This window comes from Nonomuraea rhodomycinica, assembly GCF_013363995.1.
Lineage (GTDB): Bacteria > Actinomycetota > Actinomycetes > Streptosporangiales > Streptosporangiaceae > Nonomuraea > Nonomuraea rhodomycinica.
Genome location: NZ_JABWGO010000008.1, coordinates 393638 through 410940, shown reverse-complemented (window position 1 = coordinate 410940; position 17303 = coordinate 393638). Strand labels below are relative to the sequence as shown.

The 17303-nt window shown below is 74.3% G+C and carries 19 protein-coding genes; 9 read left to right on the top strand and 10 right to left on the bottom strand.

What is annotated here, in order from left to right; all coding sequences use genetic code 11:
• Positions 1-166: 166 nt before the first annotated feature.
• From HT134_RS29985 to HT134_RS29975, 3 genes are all read right to left on the bottom strand, one after another.
• On the bottom strand, positions 167-1576 hold the full coding sequence (locus HT134_RS29985; protein ID WP_175603791.1) for a CHRD domain-containing protein: 1410 nt from the start codon (positions 1574-1576) through the stop codon (positions 167-169).
• Positions 1577-1818: 242 nt separating this feature from the next.
• Positions 1819-2538 (bottom strand): anti-sigma factor family protein, encoded by a 720-nt coding sequence (locus HT134_RS29980; protein WP_175603790.1) that lies wholly within the window; start codon positions 2536-2538, stop codon positions 1819-1821.
• The gene (locus tag HT134_RS29975; protein ID WP_246365770.1) at positions 2535-3083 is read right to left on the bottom strand and encodes a sigma-70 family RNA polymerase sigma factor; all 549 of its coding nucleotides are present in this window, start codon (positions 3081-3083) and stop codon (positions 2535-2537) included. The genes HT134_RS29980 and HT134_RS29975 overlap by 4 nt, the downstream gene beginning before the upstream one ends.
• A 381-nt stretch (positions 3084-3464) precedes the next feature.
• Between HT134_RS29975 and rsgA the strand changes: the two genes are divergently transcribed.
• The 6 genes from rsgA to HT134_RS29945 all read left to right on the top strand — a co-directional run bounded on the left by rsgA (position 3465) and on the right by HT134_RS29945 (position 8991).
• Positions 3465-4562, top strand: a complete 1098-nt coding sequence (gene rsgA, locus HT134_RS29970) for a ribosome small subunit-dependent GTPase A (protein WP_175603789.1) — start codon at positions 3465-3467, stop codon at positions 4560-4562.
• A gap of 223 nt (positions 4563-4785) precedes the next feature.
• Positions 4786-5430 carry a phosphoribosyltransferase gene (locus HT134_RS29965; RefSeq protein WP_175603788.1) on the top strand — a complete coding sequence of 215 codons (645 nt, stop codon included), beginning with the start codon at positions 4786-4788 and terminating at the stop codon, positions 5428-5430.
• Positions 5431-5583: 153 nt separating this feature from the next.
• Positions 5584-5853, top strand: coding sequence for a metal-sensitive transcriptional regulator (locus HT134_RS29960; RefSeq protein WP_175603850.1), 270 nt, complete (start codon positions 5584-5586; stop codon positions 5851-5853).
• Between the two features lie 183 nt (positions 5854-6036).
• The gene (locus HT134_RS29955) at positions 6037-7434 is read left to right on the top strand and encodes an MBL fold metallo-hydrolase (RefSeq protein ID WP_175603787.1); all 1398 of its coding nucleotides are present in this window, start codon (positions 6037-6039) and stop codon (positions 7432-7434) included.
• Between the two features lie 82 nt (positions 7435-7516).
• Positions 7517-8107, top strand: coding sequence for a rhodanese-like domain-containing protein (locus tag HT134_RS29950; RefSeq protein ID WP_175603786.1), 591 nt, complete (start codon positions 7517-7519; stop codon positions 8105-8107).
• 101 nt (positions 8108-8208) lie between these two features.
• The gene (locus HT134_RS29945) at positions 8209-8991 is read left to right on the top strand and encodes a sulfite exporter TauE/SafE family protein (RefSeq protein ID WP_175603785.1); all 783 of its coding nucleotides are present in this window, start codon (positions 8209-8211) and stop codon (positions 8989-8991) included.
• Between the two features lie 47 nt (positions 8992-9038).
• On the opposite strand, the gene HT134_RS29940 is transcribed toward HT134_RS29945, so the two are convergent.
• From HT134_RS29940 to HT134_RS29930, 3 genes are all read right to left on the bottom strand, one after another.
• Positions 9039-9218 (bottom strand): hypothetical protein, encoded by a 180-nt coding sequence (locus HT134_RS29940; RefSeq protein ID WP_217708523.1) that lies wholly within the window; start codon positions 9216-9218, stop codon positions 9039-9041.
• 39 nt (positions 9219-9257) lie between these two features.
• Positions 9258-9923 (bottom strand): SDR family oxidoreductase, encoded by a 666-nt coding sequence (locus HT134_RS29935; RefSeq protein ID WP_312888543.1) that lies wholly within the window; start codon positions 9921-9923, stop codon positions 9258-9260.
• A 75-nt stretch (positions 9924-9998) separates the two neighbouring features.
• Positions 9999-10469 carry an ATP-binding protein gene (locus HT134_RS29930; protein WP_175603782.1) on the bottom strand — a complete coding sequence of 157 codons (471 nt, stop codon included), beginning with the start codon at positions 10467-10469 and terminating at the stop codon, positions 9999-10001.
• Positions 10470-10602: 133 nt separating this feature from the next.
• On the opposite strand from HT134_RS29930, the gene HT134_RS29925 reads away from it, so the two are divergent.
• Positions 10603-11493 carry a Sco1979 family transcriptional regulator gene (locus tag HT134_RS29925; protein ID WP_312888542.1) on the top strand — a complete coding sequence of 297 codons (891 nt, stop codon included), beginning with the start codon at positions 10603-10605 and terminating at the stop codon, positions 11491-11493.
• 113 nt (positions 11494-11606) lie between these two features.
• Complete coding sequence (locus HT134_RS29920) at positions 11607-11840, top strand: DUF397 domain-containing protein (protein ID WP_175603780.1); 234 nt, start codon at positions 11607-11609, stop codon at positions 11838-11840.
• 225 nt (positions 11841-12065) lie between these two features.
• Here HT134_RS29920 and HT134_RS29915 read toward each other — a convergent pair whose 3' ends face one another.
• The 4 genes from HT134_RS29915 to HT134_RS29900 form a co-directional block, all read right to left on the bottom strand.
• Positions 12066-12377 carry a WhiB family transcriptional regulator gene (locus tag HT134_RS29915; RefSeq protein ID WP_101784355.1) on the bottom strand — a complete coding sequence of 104 codons (312 nt, stop codon included), beginning with the start codon at positions 12375-12377 and terminating at the stop codon, positions 12066-12068.
• A 101-nt stretch (positions 12378-12478) separates the two neighbouring features.
• A complete protein-coding gene (locus tag HT134_RS29910) occupies positions 12479-13348 on the bottom strand; it encodes a sucrase ferredoxin (RefSeq protein ID WP_312888541.1) in 870 nt (289 codons plus the stop codon).
• Positions 13349-13518: 170 nt separating this feature from the next.
• Positions 13519-15117 (bottom strand): glycerol-3-phosphate dehydrogenase/oxidase, encoded by a 1599-nt coding sequence (locus tag HT134_RS29905; protein ID WP_175603849.1) that lies wholly within the window; start codon positions 15115-15117, stop codon positions 13519-13521.
• Positions 15104-15694 carry a TetR/AcrR family transcriptional regulator gene (locus HT134_RS29900; RefSeq protein WP_175603778.1) on the bottom strand — a complete coding sequence of 197 codons (591 nt, stop codon included), beginning with the start codon at positions 15692-15694 and terminating at the stop codon, positions 15104-15106. The genes HT134_RS29905 and HT134_RS29900 overlap by 14 nt, the downstream gene beginning before the upstream one ends.
• A 16-nt stretch (positions 15695-15710) precedes the next feature.
• On the opposite strand from HT134_RS29900, the gene HT134_RS29895 reads away from it, so the two are divergent.
• Positions 15711-17300: an FAD-binding oxidoreductase gene (locus HT134_RS29895; protein WP_246365763.1), complete on the top strand. Its 1590-nt coding sequence runs from the start codon at positions 15711-15713 to the stop codon at positions 17298-17300.
• Positions 17301-17303: the final 3 nt, after the last annotated feature.

The following is a 17303-nucleotide window of genomic DNA, read 5'->3' as shown; positions in this document are numbered from 1 at the left end:
GGATGTCCAGGACGGCGGTGATCGGGGCGGCGGTGTCGAACTTCTGCATGGTGTGCTCCTTGTGCTGTGTTCTTTCGAGATCAACCATCGCCGACCGTTCTGATACCGGGCCGTCGCCGCCCTGACACCGCCGCTGACATACGGGGGAGAGGCAGCCGGCCGGGCCTCAGCTCAGGAACAGGTAGTCCGCCCTGTAGGGGACGCGGGCCTTCGCCCCGGGCCTGCACGAGCCGGCCGGAGCCGGCCCGCCCTCGGTGTTGAGCCGCAGCACCTGCGTGACTCCTGACAGCAGCCCGCCCTTCGCGCCCGACCGGGTCGCGGTCAGCACCAGCTCGGGGATGGCCCGCTCGCCGTTGGGCGTCTTGGTGACGACCTTGCCGCGCACCGCGCTGCCGTCCGGGGCGATCCACTGCGGCGGTCCGGCGGCCGGGGTGACGAAGGAGTGCTCGATGCCGCGCCGCAGCGTGGCGCGCACGCCGTACTGGGTGAAGGCGTGGCCGCCGCCCGGCTGCTTCGTGCAGGCGTAGAGCTGGGCGCCGCGCAGCACGTCGGCGGTGACCGCGTGGGGGTGGGTGAACGACCGCCCGGAGAGCCGGCCGCGCACCGCGCCGCCGCCGAACTCGGTGGTGTGCAGATCGCTGGAGTAGCTGCCCGGGTGGGCGGCGATGCGCCGGACCACGGCCGCGGGCACCCTGGCCTCGCCCGCCACGCCGGTGATCCCGGCCGGCAGCCCCTTCGGCGCGGCGAACAGGTCGGCCACGACCGCGCCGTCGCGGCCCCGCCCGCCCCGGTGGATGTGGCCGTTCGTCACGGGCGCGAGCCCCGACCAGAGGGCGGTGTAGCCGACGGCCCCGCCGTGCGGGCGCAGCCACCACACCGCCCGGCCGTCCTCGTCGCCCCGCCTGGCCCCGTCCTCGGCCCGGACCTCCTGCGCCCCGTCGGCCCGCGAGCTCAGGGTCGCCCGGTTGCTGCCCTGCAGGACGCCGCCGAGGTCGGCGGGGGCGGCGAGCCGGTGGAACTGGCCGCGCACGGCCCCCTTGGGGTGGCGGGCGTCGTGCACGTTGGCGTAGAAGCCGCCCGGGTCCTCGACCAGCGCCCGGACCACTTCCGGGTCGGCGTCCACGGCGCCGCTCACGCCGAGCACGCCGGCGGGCAGCGGCTTGGTGAGGAACTCCAGCCGCACGTCGCCGTTCACGCCGCGCGCGCCGAGGTGGAGGTGCGCCGCGGTGGGGGAGCCGATCCTGTTCCAGCGGATCGCGAAGGCGACCCGGCCGCCGCTGACACGGAGCACGACGGTGGCGCGGCCGTCGGCGTCGCCCTTGACGCCCACCTCGTTCGCGCCGCGCAGCCCGGCGGCGAGATAGACGTCGCCCGCGTCGGCGCGGGACACCCCCGCGTGCGGCCCGGCCGGCCGCGGGACGGCCGCCTGGGGCGCGGGAGGCGACGCGGCGGCGGAGGCGGGCAGGGCCGTGGCGGCGAGGGCCGCGGTGAGCAGGCCGGCGGCGGCGACGGTGCCGGTGCGGGCGAGCCGGAGGCCGCGGGCGGGCCGGGAGCTGGACGTGACAGAGCTGGTCATCACAGACCTCCGCGTTCGGGCGTTCGGGCGTTCGGTTCGGTACGGCAGGCAGTACGAGGCCCGGACGCGCGGAGGTTCAACCCGCGAATGTGTAAAAGTACCGGCAGCCGGCCGGGCATGGAAAAGCCCTCCCACCACAGGTGAGAGGGCTTTTTCGGGCGGCGTGGCTCCACGCGGTCACCCGGGGCGCGGCCACCGATCGCGGTCGCGCCCGCGCACCGGGAGGCGCGCGGGCGCGGACGTCACACGTTCACGGTGAGCAGCTTCTGGCCCGTCGTGGTGACCACCTCGAAATGGTCGATCTTCTCCAGCGGATCGGGGCTTCCCCCGTGCGTGTACAACGGGTCGGGCTGGCCCGGCACCCCGTAGCCGGCCGGCGGCACGGCCCACCCCGTCATGACCCGCCGCTGCCCCGACTTCGCGACCGACACCAGTTCGCACTCCAGCGGGCCCTTCACGCCCGACAGCTTGAGCGCGGCATGGGTGCCCCACGCCTTCGACTCGATGACCAGGCCGCCCGTCACGCCGGCGGCGCCGGTGCCGGCCACGGGGGTGCCGTCGGCGTAGAACTGCTCCGCCGGGCCGAGGTGGTCGTGCTGCCCGGACGCCGCGACCGCCGGCGCCCCCGAGTCGCCGAGCTGGGTGCCGATGGTCAGGCCGCCCGCGACCAGCGTCACCGCGGCGGCCATGCCGATCACGATCGTCCCCCTGCGCGCGCGGCGGTCGGCCGCCCGCTTGCGCCGCATCAGGTCGACGACCTCGGCCTCCCCGCGCGGCGGCGGGCCGAGGTCCTCCAGGGGGCCGATGCCGACGAGCGCGCCCGCCACCCCCGACAGGTCGGCGAGCTCGGCGGCGCACGGCGGGCAGGTGGCCAGGTGCTCCTCGAAGGCGGCCTTGTCGTCGTCGTCCAGCAGGCCGAGGGCGTAGGCGCCCACATCGGTGTGCTCCACTCGCGACGTCACGCCGTCACCCCCCTCTCCTCCAGCGCGACGCGCAGGGCGCGTACCGCGTAGTACACCCGGGACTTCACGGTGCCCACGGGAATCCCGAGGGCCTCGGCGGCGTCGTTCACCGACCGGTCCCGCAGGATCGTCTCGTTGAGGATCTCGCGGTGCGCCGGTGACAGCGCCCTCAGCGCGTCTGACACGAGCACCTGGTGCAGCAGTCCCTCCATCTCGTCGGGCACGGGCACGCTGTCCAGCGGCCCGTCGCCCGACTCCTGAGGGCGGGCGTCCCTGCGCCGCCGGTCATCGATGACGATACGTCGCGCCACGGTCGCGAGCCAGGGCATCAGCGAGACCGATGCCGGGTCCAGCCGCTCCGCGCTGCGCCAGGCCCTGATCATGGTTTCCTGCACGACGTCCTCTGCCCACTGCCTGTCACCCCCCGTCAGCCGTACCACGAAGGCGAGCAGCGGTCCGTGGTACTCCCGATAGAGAGCCGAGACGACGAGATCGTCGTCGGGCCGCACACGCCTGATCCAGTGGCTCAACCGTGGCTTGCCCATGAGGCCGGCTCCCTCGGCCGAGGGTGGGGGATACGTGCTGGTCCGCATCATTCCCCTTTCTCGAGCTGTCGGCAGGAAGTACGGCCGGGACTCCGGGCGGGGTTCAACGACACGCCGAGAAAAATGCGATTGCGCCCGGAAGGCGAGCTGCGTAGAGTCTCGGCGACGCCCGGACAGCGGTGCGTCGGCGCGGCCCCATGCGGTGGCCGCGCAGCGTGGAGAGATCGCGGAGCGCGTCGCGCGCGACCGCGGTGCGTGAAGAGGAGGTGGAGACCATGCGGATTGTTCTGTTCCGCCTGCGTGCCGTCCACTTCCGGGTGCCCGCCTGAGCCACCCGGCCATCCCTTCTCAGCAACTCTTCACAGCAGAGGAATCACTCCGTTGTCTTACGATCTTTCGCTGCTCGGCTGGACCGCGTCCCGCGCCGCCGAGCTCCCCGCCGGCACCGTTCCCGGGCGGGTCGCCCGCGTGGACCGCGGCGCCGCCGAGGTGATCACCGAGGACGGCCAGCACCACGCCCGCCACTCCGCGCGCGTGCGCCGGGCGTCCGCCGAGAACCCGGTCGCGCTGCCGTGCGTCGGCGACTGGGCCGCGCTGCGCGCGCTGCCCGAGGGCCGATACGAGCTGGAGGCCGTGCTGCCGCGCACCACGGCGTTCGTCCGCGGCGGCGTCAGCCGCGACTCGCGCGGCGGCCTGTCCGGCGACGGCCAGGGCCAGGTCCTGGCCGCCAACGTCGACGTGGTGTTCGTCGCCGAGCCGTCCATGCACTCCACCGACTTCGCCGACCTCGGCCGCATCGAGCGGCTCGTCGCGCTGGCCTGGGAGTCGGGCGGCACGCCGGTCGTGCTCGTCACCAAGGCCGACCTGTTCGAGCAGGGTCTGGAGGACCTGCTCACCGACGTCCACGCCGCCGCGCCGGGCGTGGACGTGCACGCCGTGTCCTCGCTGCGCGGCGAGGGCGTCGAGCTGGTGCGGGAGTACCTGGAGGGCTCGCGCACCGCCGTCGTGCTCGGCCCGTCGGGCGCCGGCAAGTCCACGCTGGTCAACGCGCTCGCCGGCGACGTCGTGATGGAGACCCAGCAGGTGCGCGCCGCCGACGGGCGCGGCCGGCACACGACGGTCCACCGGGAGCTCATCCCGCTGCCCGGCGGCGGGCTGGTCATCGACACGCCCGGCATCCGCCGGATCGGCCTGTACGAGATGCACGAGGGCGTCGACATGGTGTTCTCGGACATCGACGAGCTGTCCGCGCGGTGCCGCTTCCACGACTGCGGGCACGACTCGGAGCCGGGCTGCGCGGTGCTGGCGGCCGTGGAGAGCGGCGACCTGCCGGAGCGGCGGCTGCAGAGCTGGCGCAAGCTCCAGCGGGAGGCCTTGTGGATGGCCGGCCGCACGGACGCCCGGCTCCGCAAGGAGCAGCAGAACCGGTGGAAGATCATCCACAAGGAGATGCGCCGCTCCGGCCGCGCCCGCCCCTGACCCGTCCTGCTCCTCGGGTCCGCGGGCGCGTTCATGGTGCGGGTGTCCTGTCCGCATCCGTGTGCACGTTCGGCGTGGCGGGCGTCTTGTCCGCACGCGCACGGGGAGCGGATGGGGGGAAGGCCGTGCGCCCGGGCACGCGGCGGGGGCCGGCCGGGTCCATGCGCCCGGGTGCGCGGCGGTAGCCGGGGGAGCGGGGCCGGGGTGGGGGTAGGACCAGGGCATGGACGTGTTCGCGGACCGGGCCGAGGCCGGTGAGCTGCTGGCCGAGCGGCTGCGCGACCTTCACGACCCCGTGGTCCTCGCCCTGCCCCGGGGCGGCGTCGCCGTGGCGCTGCCCGTCGCGCGGCGGCTGGGCGGCGTGCTGGACGTGCTCGTCACCCGCAAGATCGGCTACCCGCCGATGCCCGAGCTGGGCGTCGGCGCGATAGCCGAGGGCGGCGAGCCCGTGCTGGACCTGCCGCTGCTCGCCCGCCTCGGGCTGCGGCCGTCGTCGGTGGCCGGCGTCGTCGAGGACGAGCGCCGCGAACTGGCCCGGCGGGTGCGGGTCTACCGGGGTGACCGGCCGCTGCCCGAGCTGGCCGGGCGCGAGGTGGTCGTGGTGGACGACGGGCTCGCGACCGGCGGCACCGCGCGGGCGGCGCTGCGGGCCGTGCGGCGCGCGAAGCCGGCCTGGCTCACCCTTGCGGTGCCCGTCGGGGCCCGCGAGACGGTGTACGCGCTGCGGGAGGAGGCCGACGAGGTGGTGGTGCTGGCGATGCCGCCCGACTTCCGCGCGGTCGGCCAGTGGTACGCCCACTTCGACCAGCTCAGCGACGCCGACGTGCTGGACCTGCTGGCCCAGGGCAGGGGAGAGCCGGGTCCCTGACCGGCGCCCGGGCATGTGTGGCCCGGCCTGACCCCACCGCCTGGAATATACCTCGGGGGGTATATGTTGAGGAGGAGTGAGCGCCGGACCGCTTCCTCCGAGGACGCCGCGCTCATGCACCCCAACGGCACACCGGATCCCGAGGTGGACACCATGGAGATGGACGCGACCGTCCTGGCCGACGCCCTCACCCGGCTCAAGCGGGCGCACGGTCAGTTGGGCGGCGTGATCGCCATGATCGAGAACGCCGCGGACTGCGAGCAGGTGCTGACCCAGCTCGCGGCGGTGTCCAAGGCGCTGGACCGGGCCGGATTCAAAATCATTTCAACCGGCCTGCAGCAGTGCCAGGTGGCGCGCGAGCGCGGCGAGGAGCCGCCGATCAGCCCCGAGCGGCTGGAGAAGCTGTTCCTGGCTCTGTCCTGACCCGGCCGGAAGCGGGTTCCCGCTCGCCGGGCCGGCGGGCGGGGACATGTCACATCTTTTTGCCGTCTGGATACCCCCCCGGGTATATTCGCAAAGGAGTTCCATGAGCACGTACCGTGAGATGAGCCTTGACGGGATACGGCGCGGCGACCTGACGCCGACGTCGGCGAAGGCGGCGAGACGATGAGCACGATCCACGTCGAGGTGGTGGAGACCACCTCCCTGGGCGACCGCAGCTACCTGGCCCACGACGGCCGCGTGGCGCTGGTGGTCGACCCGCAACGCGACATCGACCGCATCCTGTCCCTGGCCGGCCGGCTGGGGGTGCGCGTCACGCACGTGGCCGAGACCCACCTGCACAACGACTACGTCTCCGGCGGCCTGGCCCTGGCCCGCCTGACCGGCGCCACCTACCTGGTCGCCGGGGCCGACGCCGTGGACTTCGAGCGGAGCGCGGTCGCCGACGGCGACGAGATCGTCCTGTCGGAGACGATGCGCCTCTCGGTGGTGGCCACCCCGGGCCACACCTTCCACCACCTGTCCTACGTCCTGTCCGGCCCGGCCGGGCCGGAAGGCGTCTTCACCGGCGGATCGCTGCTGTTCGGCACCACCGGCCGCACCGACCTGCTCGGCGCCCGGCACGCCCACACCCTGGCCCACCACCAGCACGCCTCGGCGCGCCGGCTGGCCGACCTGCTGCCCGACGGCGCGCACATCTGGCCCACCCACGGGTTCGGCAGCTTCTGCTCGGCCACCCAGTCCGACGCCTCGGCGTCCACCATCGGCCGGGAGAAGCGGTCCAACCCGGTGCTGCGGCTGGAGGCCGACGACTTCGTCACCCAGACGCTGGCGGACCTGGACGCCTACCCGGCCTACTACGCCCACATGGGCGCGCGCAACAGCGCGGGCGCCGAGCCGATCGACCTGACCCCGGTGCGGAGCGCCGACGCCGACCAGCTACGGGAGCGGGTCGCGGCCGGGGAATGGGTGGTGGATCTGCGCTCGCGCAAGGCGTTCGCGCAGCGGCACCTGACCGGCACGCTCAGCTTCGGGCTGGACGGGCCGATGTCCACCTGGCTGGCCTGGATGGCCCCGTGGGGAGCGCCCATCACCCTGCTGGGCGAGAGTCCCGAGCAGGTCGCCGCCGCCCAGCGCGAGCTGGCCCGCATCGGCATCGACCGCCCCGCTGCCGCCGCGACCGGCACTCCCGAGCAGTGGGCCGGCGGCGACGAGTCCCGGCTGGGCGAGGTGCCGGTGGCCACGTTCGCCGACCTGGCCGCCGCCCTCGCCGGCCGTGCCCCGCGGCAGCTGCCCGCCCCTGACGTGGTGCTGGACGTGCGCCTGGAGGGTGAGTGGCGGGCCGGGCACATCGACGGCGCGACCCGCGTCCCGCTGCCCGAGCTGCCCGCGCGCCTGGCCGAGGTGCCGGAGGGGACAGTGTGGGTGCACTGCGGCTCCGGCTACCGGGCCGCCGCCGCCACCAGCCTGCTGAAGCGGGCCGGACGAGAGGTGGTGCACATCGACGACGCCTACGCCGAGGCCGCCGGCGCGGGCCTGACCATCACCGGCCCCGAGACCTGACCGTCCGGAGACCGCCCTCGGGACGGGCCGATCGGAACGAGGCCGCTTCCCGGAACCCCTCATCCCTCGAGAAGGAGACCGCATGACCGCCGATGCCCCGAAGGCCCCCGCCGACCTGGATGCCGCCGCCCTGCGGCGGCTGCTGGAATCCGGCGCCGGACCCCGGCTGATCGACGTACGCACCCCTGGTGAGTTCGAGACCGCCCACATCCCCGGATCCCATAACGTGCCGCTGGACCTGCTGCGCGAGCACCGCGACGAGCTGCGCGCCCACCTGGATGAGCAGGTGGTGCTCATCTGCCACTCCGGCCGGCGCGCCGATCAGGCCCGGCAGGCCCTGGCGGGCGCGGGGCTGCCCGGCCCGCGCGTCCTGTCCGGCGGGATCACCGCCTGGCGGGCCGCCGGCGCCCCGGTCGCCACCGGCCGACCCCGCTGGGAATTGGAGCGCCAGGTGCGTCTGGTCGCCGGCTCCCTCGTGCTGGCCTCGGTCGTGGCCAGCACCGCGTACGAACCGGCCAAGTGGATCGCCGGCGTCGTCGGCGCCGGGCTGACCTTCGCCGCCCTGTCGGGCACCTGCGCCATGGGCATGGCCCTGGCCAGGCTCCCCTACAACCGCGGCCCCCGCACCGACATCGCCACCGTGCTGGGCGCCCTGGTCAAGGAGCACAGGTGAGCTCCGGGACGGGCCCGGTCCTCCCGCCCCGGCCGGAGCGCCCGCCGCACCCGGCCGAACCGGCCGAACCGGCCGGCCCGGGCGACTGAACGGGGACGGCGATGCTGACCGCACTCGGTCTCGGTGCCGTGATCGGTGTCCTGCTCGGGCTGCTGGGCGGCGGCGGCTCCATCCTGGCGGTGCCCGCCCTGGTCTATGGCGCGGGTCTGCCGCTGGCGTCCGCCGTGCCGGCCTCCCTCCTCGTGGTGGGGATCTCCTCGGCCACCGCCGTGCTGCCCCGCATCCGCGCCCGTCAGGTGCGCTGGCGCGTCGCCGCCGTCTTCGGCGGCGCGGGGGCGGCGGCCGCGTTCGCCGGTGCCGCTCTGGGGCGCCTGCTGTCGCCGCAGGTGGTGCTGGTCGGCTTCGCCGCCCTGATGGCGGTGGCCGGCTGGCGGATGCTGGCCGAACGGAGCGCCGTGGGCGGGGCGTGCGCGCTGCCCGGCGGCGGCGTCAACTGGCGCAGTTGCCTGCCCAAGAGCATCCTCGCGGGCGCGGTCGTGGGCGTTCTGACCGGGCTGTTCGGCGTCGGCGGCGGCTTCCTCGTCATTCCCGCCCTGGTGCTCGGTCTGGGGCTGCCGATGACGGACGCGGTCGGCACCTCGCTGCTGATCGTGGTGGTCAACGCGGTCGCCGGGTTCGCCGCGCACGCCGGGGACGCGGAGCTGGACCACGGCGTCATCGCGCTCTTCACCGCGGCGGCGGTGGCCGGGTCGCTGGCCGCCGCCCGGCTGGGCCGCCGCCTGGAGGCGGTGCGGCTGCGCCGCTGGTTCGCCTACCTCATCTTCGCCGTGGCGCTGTTCGTCGTGGTGCGGGCGCTGGTGGACCCGGCCGCCCTGAGCACCTGAACAGGCCCGGCGGCGAGGCTCGACGCGCCGGACGCCGACGAGTCGCGTCAGAAGCCGCTGAGCCGCCGCATCCGGGGGCGATCGCGGAGTTGAGCTGGAGCAGGAACGATCAGCAGGATGCTGACGTACGTGATGCTCGCCAGCAGCATCGCGCCGAGCAGCAGCAGCTCCAGCCAGTAGACGGCCAGCGTGGTGCCGCCCTCCCAGACGGGTCTCTGGTGGTGCACGGCCTCCAGCACCGGCAAAACGGGTGTAGAGGGCGGGCATCAGGCGGGCTGGCCGGTGGGACGCACCACGACGGTGTTCACGTCCACGCCCTCCGGCTGGGCCAGCGCCCAGGCGACGGCGTCGGCGATGTTGCCGGCGGTGAGCAGCGGCCCGTCGGGGCGGCCGTCCGGCCAGAACGCGGTGTCCACCCGGCCGGGCGCGATCAGCGTCACGCCGACGCCGTCGCCGGTCACCAGCAGGCGGGTGTTCTCGGCGAGCGCGGTCACCGCCCACTTCGTCACCGAGTACATGTTGCCCGGCGCGTGGCGGAAGCCGGCGACGCTGCCGATCAGCACGATCCGGCCGCGGGTCTCGCGCAGCGCGGGCAGCGCGGCCTTCACCAGCAGAGCGGGGCCGAGGACGTTGGTGAGCACCATGTCGCGCAGCCGGTCCGGGTCCGTCTCGGTGAACGGGCCGTGGGTGGAGAAACCGGCGTTGGCGACGACGTGGTCGAGCCTGCCGTACTCCTTGACGGTCGCCTCCACGGCGTCCCGCACGGAGTCGTGATCGGTGGCGTCGCCGGGCAGCCGCAGCACGCCGGGCACCTGGGCCAGCCTGCTCTCGTCGCGGCCGGTGACGGCGACCGCCTGCCCGTCGGCGACCAGCCGTCGCGCGAGCGCGAGCCCGATGCCGCTCGACCCACCCGTGATCAATGTCGTCTTCACCGGGCACACAGTAGGGGCACCACCCCCGAGGGGCCAATAAATGCTCTTATGGCAGGTCAGAAGTAATGCGATCCCTTACGCGGCGAGGACGGCCCAGACGACTTTGCGCCGGGTGCTGGAGACCACCCAGCCCCACGTGGTGCAGATCGCCTCGACCAGCCGTAACCCGCGCCCGAACTCCGCGAACAGGTCGGGACGGACCGCGACCGGCGCGGCCGGGCTGCGGTCGGTGACCACGCAGGCCAGCTCGGTGCCGTAGGCCAGCAGCCGCAGCTCGTCGATGCCGCCGCCGTGCCGCATCGCGTTGGTGACGAGTTCGGAGACCACGAGCTGCGCCTCGAACGCCACGCCGTCCGAGCCCCAGCCGGCCAGCGTGCGGTCGACGAAGCGCCGCGCCGAGGAGACGCACGCCGGCTCGACCAGCCCGTGGAAGGGGAAGACCGCGTCGCACGGCGTCGGCAGCCCGCCCAGCAGGACGGACGCCAGCCACTCCGGCGGCCGGGCCCCCGCGGCGGCGGCTTGTGGCCGTGCGTCGAAAGTCGTCATCGTGGCCCCCGATGCGCGGTCTGTTAAGTGATCCACAGCCATCTTTACGGGATGCGCTTTCCGATGCAAGACTTTTCGTCGTTTACGGATGCAAATCGCATCTGCACGTGCAGATGATCTAGGAGTGGACGGCGTGAGCGCACCGAGCGCGGAGGGAAGGGTCGTCGGCTTCACGCCGGGGAGCCCGACGGTCCTGCGGATCCTGCTGGGCACCCAGCTGCGCAGGCTCCGCACGGAGAAGGGTATCTCGCGCGACGACGCGGGATACGCGATTCGCGCTTCTCACGCCAAGATCAGCCGCCTGGAGCTCGGGCAGGTCAGCTTCAAGGAGCGCGACGTGGCCGACCTGCTCACCCTGTACGGCGTCACCGACGAGGCCGAGCGGGCCCCGCTGCTGGGACTCGCCCGGCAGGCCAACGCCCCCGGATGGTGGCACAAGTACGGCGACCTGCTGCCCTCCTGGTTCGAGGTGTACATCGGCCTGGAGGGCGCGGCCTCGGTCATCAGGACGTACGAGAACCAGTTCGTCCCCGGCCTGCTCCAGGCGCCCGGCTACGCCCGCGCGGTGATCCGGCTGGCGCACGAGGCGGCCCCGGAGGAGGAGATCGAGCGGCGGGTGCGGCTGCGCACCACGCGGCAGCGCCGGCTGGAGGGCGCGGGCGCGCTCACCCTGTGGGCGGTGATCGACGAGGCGGTCGTGCGGCGCGCGCTCGGCGGCCCCGAGGTGATGCGCGAGCAGATCGACCACCTGCTGGAGATGACCGCCCTGCGCAACGTGACCGTGCAGGTGATGCCGTTCGAGCGGGGCGGGCACGCGGCGGCCGGCGGGCCGTTCAGCATCCTGCGCTTCCCCGAGCGCGACCTGCCCGACGTCGTCTACATGGAGCAGCTCACCAGCGCCCTCTACCTGGACAAGCCCGCCGAGTCGGAGAACTACACGCGGGTGATGGACCGGCTCAGCATCCAGGCCGAGTCGCCGGCGCGGAGCAGGCGTTTCCTGGAGGGGCTCCGCTCGTCGCTGTGACCCACTCCATACGGGGGAATTTGGCCATCAGGGGAGTGGCCGGCCGCGCGCTGCCGTAATCTCAGCTCGCAAAGCACGGATGCACGTGCATTTGCAAGCGAGGAGCTTCTTCCATGCATGGGTTCCGCAACGGAACGCCCGCCGGCCGTCTTCCCGTCGTGTGGCGGAAGAGCAAGCGGAGCAACCCCAACGGCAACTGCGTCGAGGTGGCCACCCTTCCGACCGGGGAGATCGCGATGCGCAACTCGCGCTTCCCCGACGATCCCGCGCTCGTCTACACGCGCGCCGAGATCACCGCGTTCGTCCTGGGGGCCAAGGACGGGGAGTTCGATGACCTGATCGTCTGATCGCGGCGGCTGATCCGCTCGAAACGGGGGTTTCCGGAGACGACGAGAGCCCGGCGCCGAGGGAAGGCGCCGGGCTCTTTCGCGTGCTCGGGTTGAGAAGCCTGCCTGATCATGCAGTTGTCCCGACCGGGTTCGCCGGGGTCCGGCGGGGGGCCGGGCCCCGGTTCATCGGGACAACTGCGGGATCACGCGGTGCTCGTGGCGCGCTCGCGGCGGCCGGGCGGGTCAGGCGGCGGAGATGCCGGCGCTGGCGGCGCGGCGCATGCGACGGCGACGCTCGGAAGCGCGCTCGTCCTCGTTGAGGCCGCCCCACGTTCCGTACTTCTCCGGGCGGGACAGCGCGTAGTCCAGGCACTCGGTGCGGACCGGACACTGCGCGCAGATCGCCTTGGCCTTCCGCTCGCGTACGTCACGCTCGGGCTGGCGCTCCCCGTCGGGGCCGAAGAAGAGTACGAGGTCCTCACCCCGGCACGCGGCATCATCCTGCCAACCCCAGCTGGGGCGCGGGCGGGCGAGCTGCCGACGTACCTGAGACATGAGAAAACCACCTTCGTGAGAGGTATTTCGGTAATTGAGCCGCATTGGACGCTTTCGGCGTCACTGTTCCAACGCAAGGAGGGGCCGTGATGTTCCCACAGTCAGGTGAGCGCCGGCGTGGCGTACCGCACAGGCGAGAGCCTGTCCAGCGAAACCAGCCGGTAGGTGGTGATCGTCTCGGCGCAAACCGTGCCGCACGGCGCTCGGAACGCCGAGGGCGTGACCACAACCCGGAGCCGGACGTCGCCGCAGCGCACGATGGCGTCGGTGACGTCGCCGTCCAACCTGGAGGATTCCACGGCCACTGCGCCGACAGAGCACTCTCCCGTATGGGCTCGGGCGAAGTGCTCGACGGCTTGCAATGGCTCAGGGATGCCTGCGCGTCCCCGGTAGCGGTCGAGAATGATCTCGCCCGACCGGTACGCGTTCGCCGCTGCGATCGCAGCAGCCTGAGACATGCTGCCGTAGAAAATTCCGTGTGGCAAGCACACGAGGTTGGCGGCGTAGCGATCGCCGCCAACGTGTGACGTTTCCCATACTCTGTCCGGCCAAACCTCTGCCAGGTCACGAGCGAGGGGTAGTCCAATGCGGGCGCAGCACGCATTGCGCTTGGCGTGCGTGCAGACCAGAAATACCGGCTCGTCTTCAAGTATGCAGGACTCCGGGACCACTCCGGCCACCAGCGCGTCCAGGTCAAGATCGTCCGGACCTGCGACGACGCCCGAGGCCAGCCACGGTTCGGGGCCCGCGCCGTAGGCGACTAGCACACGCAGGCCCTGCCCCGCCTGGCGGGTCCGGCGGCCGGGGCGGCGGATCAGCTGGGGCCGTACGCCGCGTTCCAGGGCCCGCTCGACGAGCCGCGCGACGTCGTCCGGGAGCTCCAGATTTTCCAGGTGGGAGGGCCAGGCCCCGGAGTACTCGACGAGCAGCCACAGCCGGGCTCCCACGGTGGCGCTGGCCAAGGTGGGCACGGTGCCGGTGTGGCATCCGTCCGGATGTTCGCAGCCCCTGGCCAACGCTCCCCCTCCGCGCCTGTACGAGATTAGGTAAGACTAACCTAACGGTAAGACGGGGCGGATGCGGGGATTCCGCCCGACGTGTCCGCGCGGCGAGTCGGACACCCCCGCGCCGGCCCGCGACGTCAGGCGCCCGGCAGGTCCCCGGCGGCGGCGCGGGCCAGCATGGCGCGGGCGGCGGGCAGCGCGGCGGCCCGGTCGGCCGCGACCAGGCCGACGCGGGTGCGCCGGTCCAGCAGGTCGGCCTCGTCCAGGGCGCCCTCGTGCAGCGCCGACCAGAGCAGCTCGCCCGCCGTGACGCCCGCCCCCACCTCCTCGGGGTACGCGCGGACGAGCGGCAGCACGGCGGCCGCCTCCGCGCCGTAACGCTCCACCAGCCGCGCCGGCGGCCCGCCCTCGGCGCCGAGCGCCCCCCGCGCGGGCGGACCGTTCCCGGCGCCGGACGCCTCCCGCGCCGCCGTCGCGCCGACGAGCGGGAGGCGGGCCGTGCGGCACGGCCCCGCGCCGAGTCCGGCGGCCGACACGGCGCGGTCCACCGCGTCCTGCGCCATCCGCCGGTACGTGGTGAGCTTGCCGCCCACCACCGTGACCACCGCGTCGCCCCGATCGCCCCACCGGCCCCTCTGGCCCCCGAGGACCGCGTGGCGGCGCGAGAGGTCGGCCGTGCCGCCTTCGCCCGCCAGCAGCGGTCTCAGGCCCGCGTAGGCCCCTGCCACCGCCTCCCGGGGCAGCGGGACGTCCAGCACCGCGTTGAGAACGGCGAGCAGCGCCCTGATGTCCTCCTCGGGCGCCTCCGGCACGTCCGGAACGGGCCCGTCCACTGGCTCGTCCGTCAGCCCCGCGTACGCGCGCCCGTCGGGCTGGGGGAGCAGCAGCGCGAACCGGTTGCCCGCACCCGGGATCGGCAGGTGCAGCCCCGCCGTGAGCCCCGGCAGCGTCCCCGGCGCGAACACCAGGTGCGTGCCCCGCGACGGCCGCAGCCGCACCCGGGGGTCCAGGCCGCCCGCCCACACGCCGGTCGCGTTGACCACGACCCTGGCGCGGATCTCGAACTCCTCCCCGGTCAGCTCGTCGCGCGCCCGGGCGCCCCGCCCGGTCAGCTCCAGGACGCGGCACCGGGTCAGGATCCGCGCGCCGTGCGCGGCGGCCGTGCGGGCGAGGGCCACCACCAGCCGGGCGTCGTCGAGCAGCCGCCCGTCCCACGACAGCAGACCGCCGCGCAGGCCGTCCGGGCTGAGGAACGGCGCGAGCCGGCGCGTCCGGGCGGCGTCGAGCCGCGAGGGGCCGGGCAGCAGGGGCCGCGGGGTGCGCGCGGCGGCGCGCAACGCGTCGCCGAGCCGGTAGCCCGCCATGACCATGGCCTCCTGGGCCCGGGAGACGTCCCCGGTCAGCGGCAGCACGTACGGGTGCGCCCGCACCAGGTGCGGCGCCGTGTGCCGCAGCAGGACGCCGCGCTCCACGGCGCTCTCGTGGGCGATGCCCACCTCGCCCTTGGCCAGGTAGCGCAGCCCGCCGTGGATCAGCTTGGAACTCCACCGGGACGTGCCGAAGGCGAGGTCGTGCGCGTCCGCCGCGACCACGGACAGGCCGCGCGAGGCGGCGTCCAGGGCGGCGCCCGCGCCGGTCGCGCCGAGGCCCACGACGAGCACGTCGGCCGTCTCCTCGGCGCTGCGCGTCAGCTCCGCGCGCCTCCTGGAGGCGTTGAGCGAGCTACGGGCGTCGATCGAGCCGCCCCCGAGGCCGTCCCTCAGGCCGTCCTTCGAGCTGTCCTTCGAGCTGTCCAAGGTATCCCTCCAGCAGGGCCGCGAGCTCGGCGTCGAGGTCGTCCAGGGTGACCCCGCCGTCGCCGCCGGGGCCGGTCATCGCGGGCGCCGAGATCAGGAACGACTGCGCCACCAGCAGCACCGCCCGCGCCGCGCGCGGGTCGCCGGTGACGCGTTCGAGCAGGGTCAGGACGGCGTCGTGGGTGGCGCCCCTGCGGTGCAGCAGGTACGGCAGGAGCAGCTCCGGGTCCGCCTCGACGATCTTGACCCAGAGCGGGTGGGAGCGCAGCCGCCGCACCCCCTCCACCACGGCGGCCACCGGGTCGGACAGGTCGAGGTCCTCCACCGCGCGCAGCCACTCGCGCGTCATCAGGTCGGCGACCAGTGAGCGCACGTCCGGCCAGCGCCGGTAGAGCGTCATGCGCGAGACCCCGGCCCGGCGGGCCACGTCGGTGAGCGTGGTCCGCCGCACCCCGTAGGCCAGCACGCAGTCACGCGCCGCGTCCAGAACGCCGTCATTGTGACGAATCAACGTCATGTGTCACAGTGTAGACATGTCCGCTGAACCCATGCTCTGGTCCGGATGGGGAGACCCCGCTCTCGCCCGCGAGCTGCCCGAACCGGTCCGCGGCCTGCTGCGCGACCTGCTCGGCGTGCGCGGGCCCGGCGCGCCGGCCGTGCCGCTGGAGTCCGTACGGCTGCCCGGGACCGCGCTCGACGGCCGCGTGCTGGCGGCCCTGGCCGGGATCACCGGAGCCGGGCACGTGCTCACCTCCCACGAGGCGCGCGTCCGCCACACGCGCGGCAAGTCCACGCCCGACCTGCTGCGCATGCGCGCCGGCGACGCGCTCGACGCCCCCGACGCGGTCGTGCTGCCCGGCTCCCACGCCGAGGTGGCGGCGCTGCTGGAGCTGTGCTCGCGAGAGCGCGTGGCCGTCGTCCCGTTCGGCGGCGGCACCTCGGTCGTGGGCGGCCTGACGCCCGACCGCTCGCCCGGTCCCGGGGGAGCGGCGTTCACGGGGGTCGTCGCGCTGGACCTGTCCCGGATGAACCGGCTCGTCGGGTTCGACGCCGAGTCGCGCGTCGCCGAGCTGGAGCCCGGCCTGCGCGCCCCGGAGGCGGAGCGGCTGCTCGCCGCCCACGGGATGACGCTCGGCCACTTCCCCCAGTCGTTCGAGTACGCCACGCTCGGCGGCTTCGCGGCGGCCCGGTCCAGCGGGCAGGCGTCCGCCGGGTACGGCCGCTTCGACGACATGGTGGTCGGCCTCACCGCGGCCACCCCGACCGGCACGCTGGAGCTCGGCCGCGCCCCCCGCTCCGCCGCCGGGCCCGACCTGCGCCAGCTCCTGCTCGGCTCCGAGGGCGCCCTCGGCGTCATCACCTCGCTGCGCCTGCGCGTCCGCCCCGTGCCCGCCGAGAAGGTCTACGAGGGCTGGCGCTTCCCGACGTTCCGCGAGGGCGCCGCCGCGCTGCGGGCGCTCGCCCAGGACGGGCCGGCGCCCACGGTGCTGCGGCTGTCGGACGAGACCGAGACCATGGTCGGCCTGGCCCGCCCGGACGCCCTGGGAGGCGGCGGCGCCGGATGCCTGGTGATCGCCGGCTACGAGGGCGCGTCCGTCGCCGCCGCCCGGTCCGGGGCCGGCGCGGTGCTCGCGCGCCACGGCGGCGAACCCCTCGGCGAGGAGCCCGGACGGGCCTGGGAGCGGGGCCGCTTCTCCGCGCCGTACCTGCGCGACTCGCTGCTGGCCGCCGGCGCGACCGTGGAGACGCTGGAGACCGCCTGCTTCTGGTCGGGGCTGCCCCGCCTGTACGACGCGGTGCGGCTGGCGCTGCTCGGCGCGCTCGGCTCGCCGCTGGTGATGTGCCACATCTCGCACGTGTACGAGACGGGCGCGTCGCTGTACTTCACCGTGGTGACCGCGCAGGACGGCGACCCGGTGGAGCAGTGGGCGAAGGCCAAGCGGGCCACCCTGGAGGCGATCGCCGGCGCGGGCGGCACCGTGTCGCACCACCACGGCGTCGGCCGCGACCACCGGGACGCGTACGCGGAGGAGCTGGGGCCGGTGGGGGTCGAGGCGCTGCGCGCGGTGAAGGCGCGGCTGGACCCGCGGGGCGTGCTCAACCCCGGCGTGCTGGTCCCCTGACGG

Bases quoted from the DNA above. Each gene is read 5' to 3' on its own strand.
- HT134_RS29945 (WP_175603785.1), top strand. From the start codon at position 8,209: ATGCTGACCGCACTCGGTCTCGGTGCCGTGATCGGTGTCCTGCTCGGG.
- HT134_RS29950 (WP_175603786.1), top strand. From the start codon at position 7,517: ATGACCGCCGATGCCCCGAAGGCCCCCGCCGACCTGGATGCCGCCGCC.
- HT134_RS29960 (WP_175603850.1), top strand. From the start codon at position 5,584: ATGGAGATGGACGCGACCGTCCTGGCCGACGCCCTCACCCGGCTCAAG.
- HT134_RS29895 (WP_246365763.1), top strand. From the start codon at position 15,711: ATGTCCGCTGAACCCATGCTCTGGTCCGGATGGGGAGACCCCGCTCTC.
- HT134_RS29975 (WP_246365770.1), bottom strand. From the start codon at position 3,083: ATGGGCAAGCCACGGTTGAGCCACTGGATCAGGCGTGTGCGGCCCGAC.
- HT134_RS29900 (WP_175603778.1), bottom strand. From the start codon at position 15,694: ATGACGTTGATTCGTCACAATGACGGCGTTCTGGACGCGGCGCGTGAC.
- HT134_RS29955 (WP_175603787.1), top strand. From the start codon at position 6,037: ATGAGCACGATCCACGTCGAGGTGGTGGAGACCACCTCCCTGGGCGAC.
- HT134_RS29915 (WP_101784355.1), bottom strand. From the start codon at position 12,377: ATGTCTCAGGTACGTCGGCAGCTCGCCCGCCCGCGCCCCAGCTGGGGT.
- HT134_RS29965 (WP_175603788.1), top strand. From the start codon at position 4,786: ATGGACGTGTTCGCGGACCGGGCCGAGGCCGGTGAGCTGCTGGCCGAG.
- HT134_RS29985 (WP_175603791.1), bottom strand. From the start codon at position 1,576: ATGACCAGCTCTGTCACGTCCAGCTCCCGGCCCGCCCGCGGCCTCCGG.
- HT134_RS29930 (WP_175603782.1), bottom strand. From the start codon at position 10,469: ATGACGACTTTCGACGCACGGCCACAAGCCGCCGCCGCGGGGGCCCGG.
- HT134_RS29920 (WP_175603780.1), top strand. From the start codon at position 11,607: ATGCATGGGTTCCGCAACGGAACGCCCGCCGGCCGTCTTCCCGTCGTG.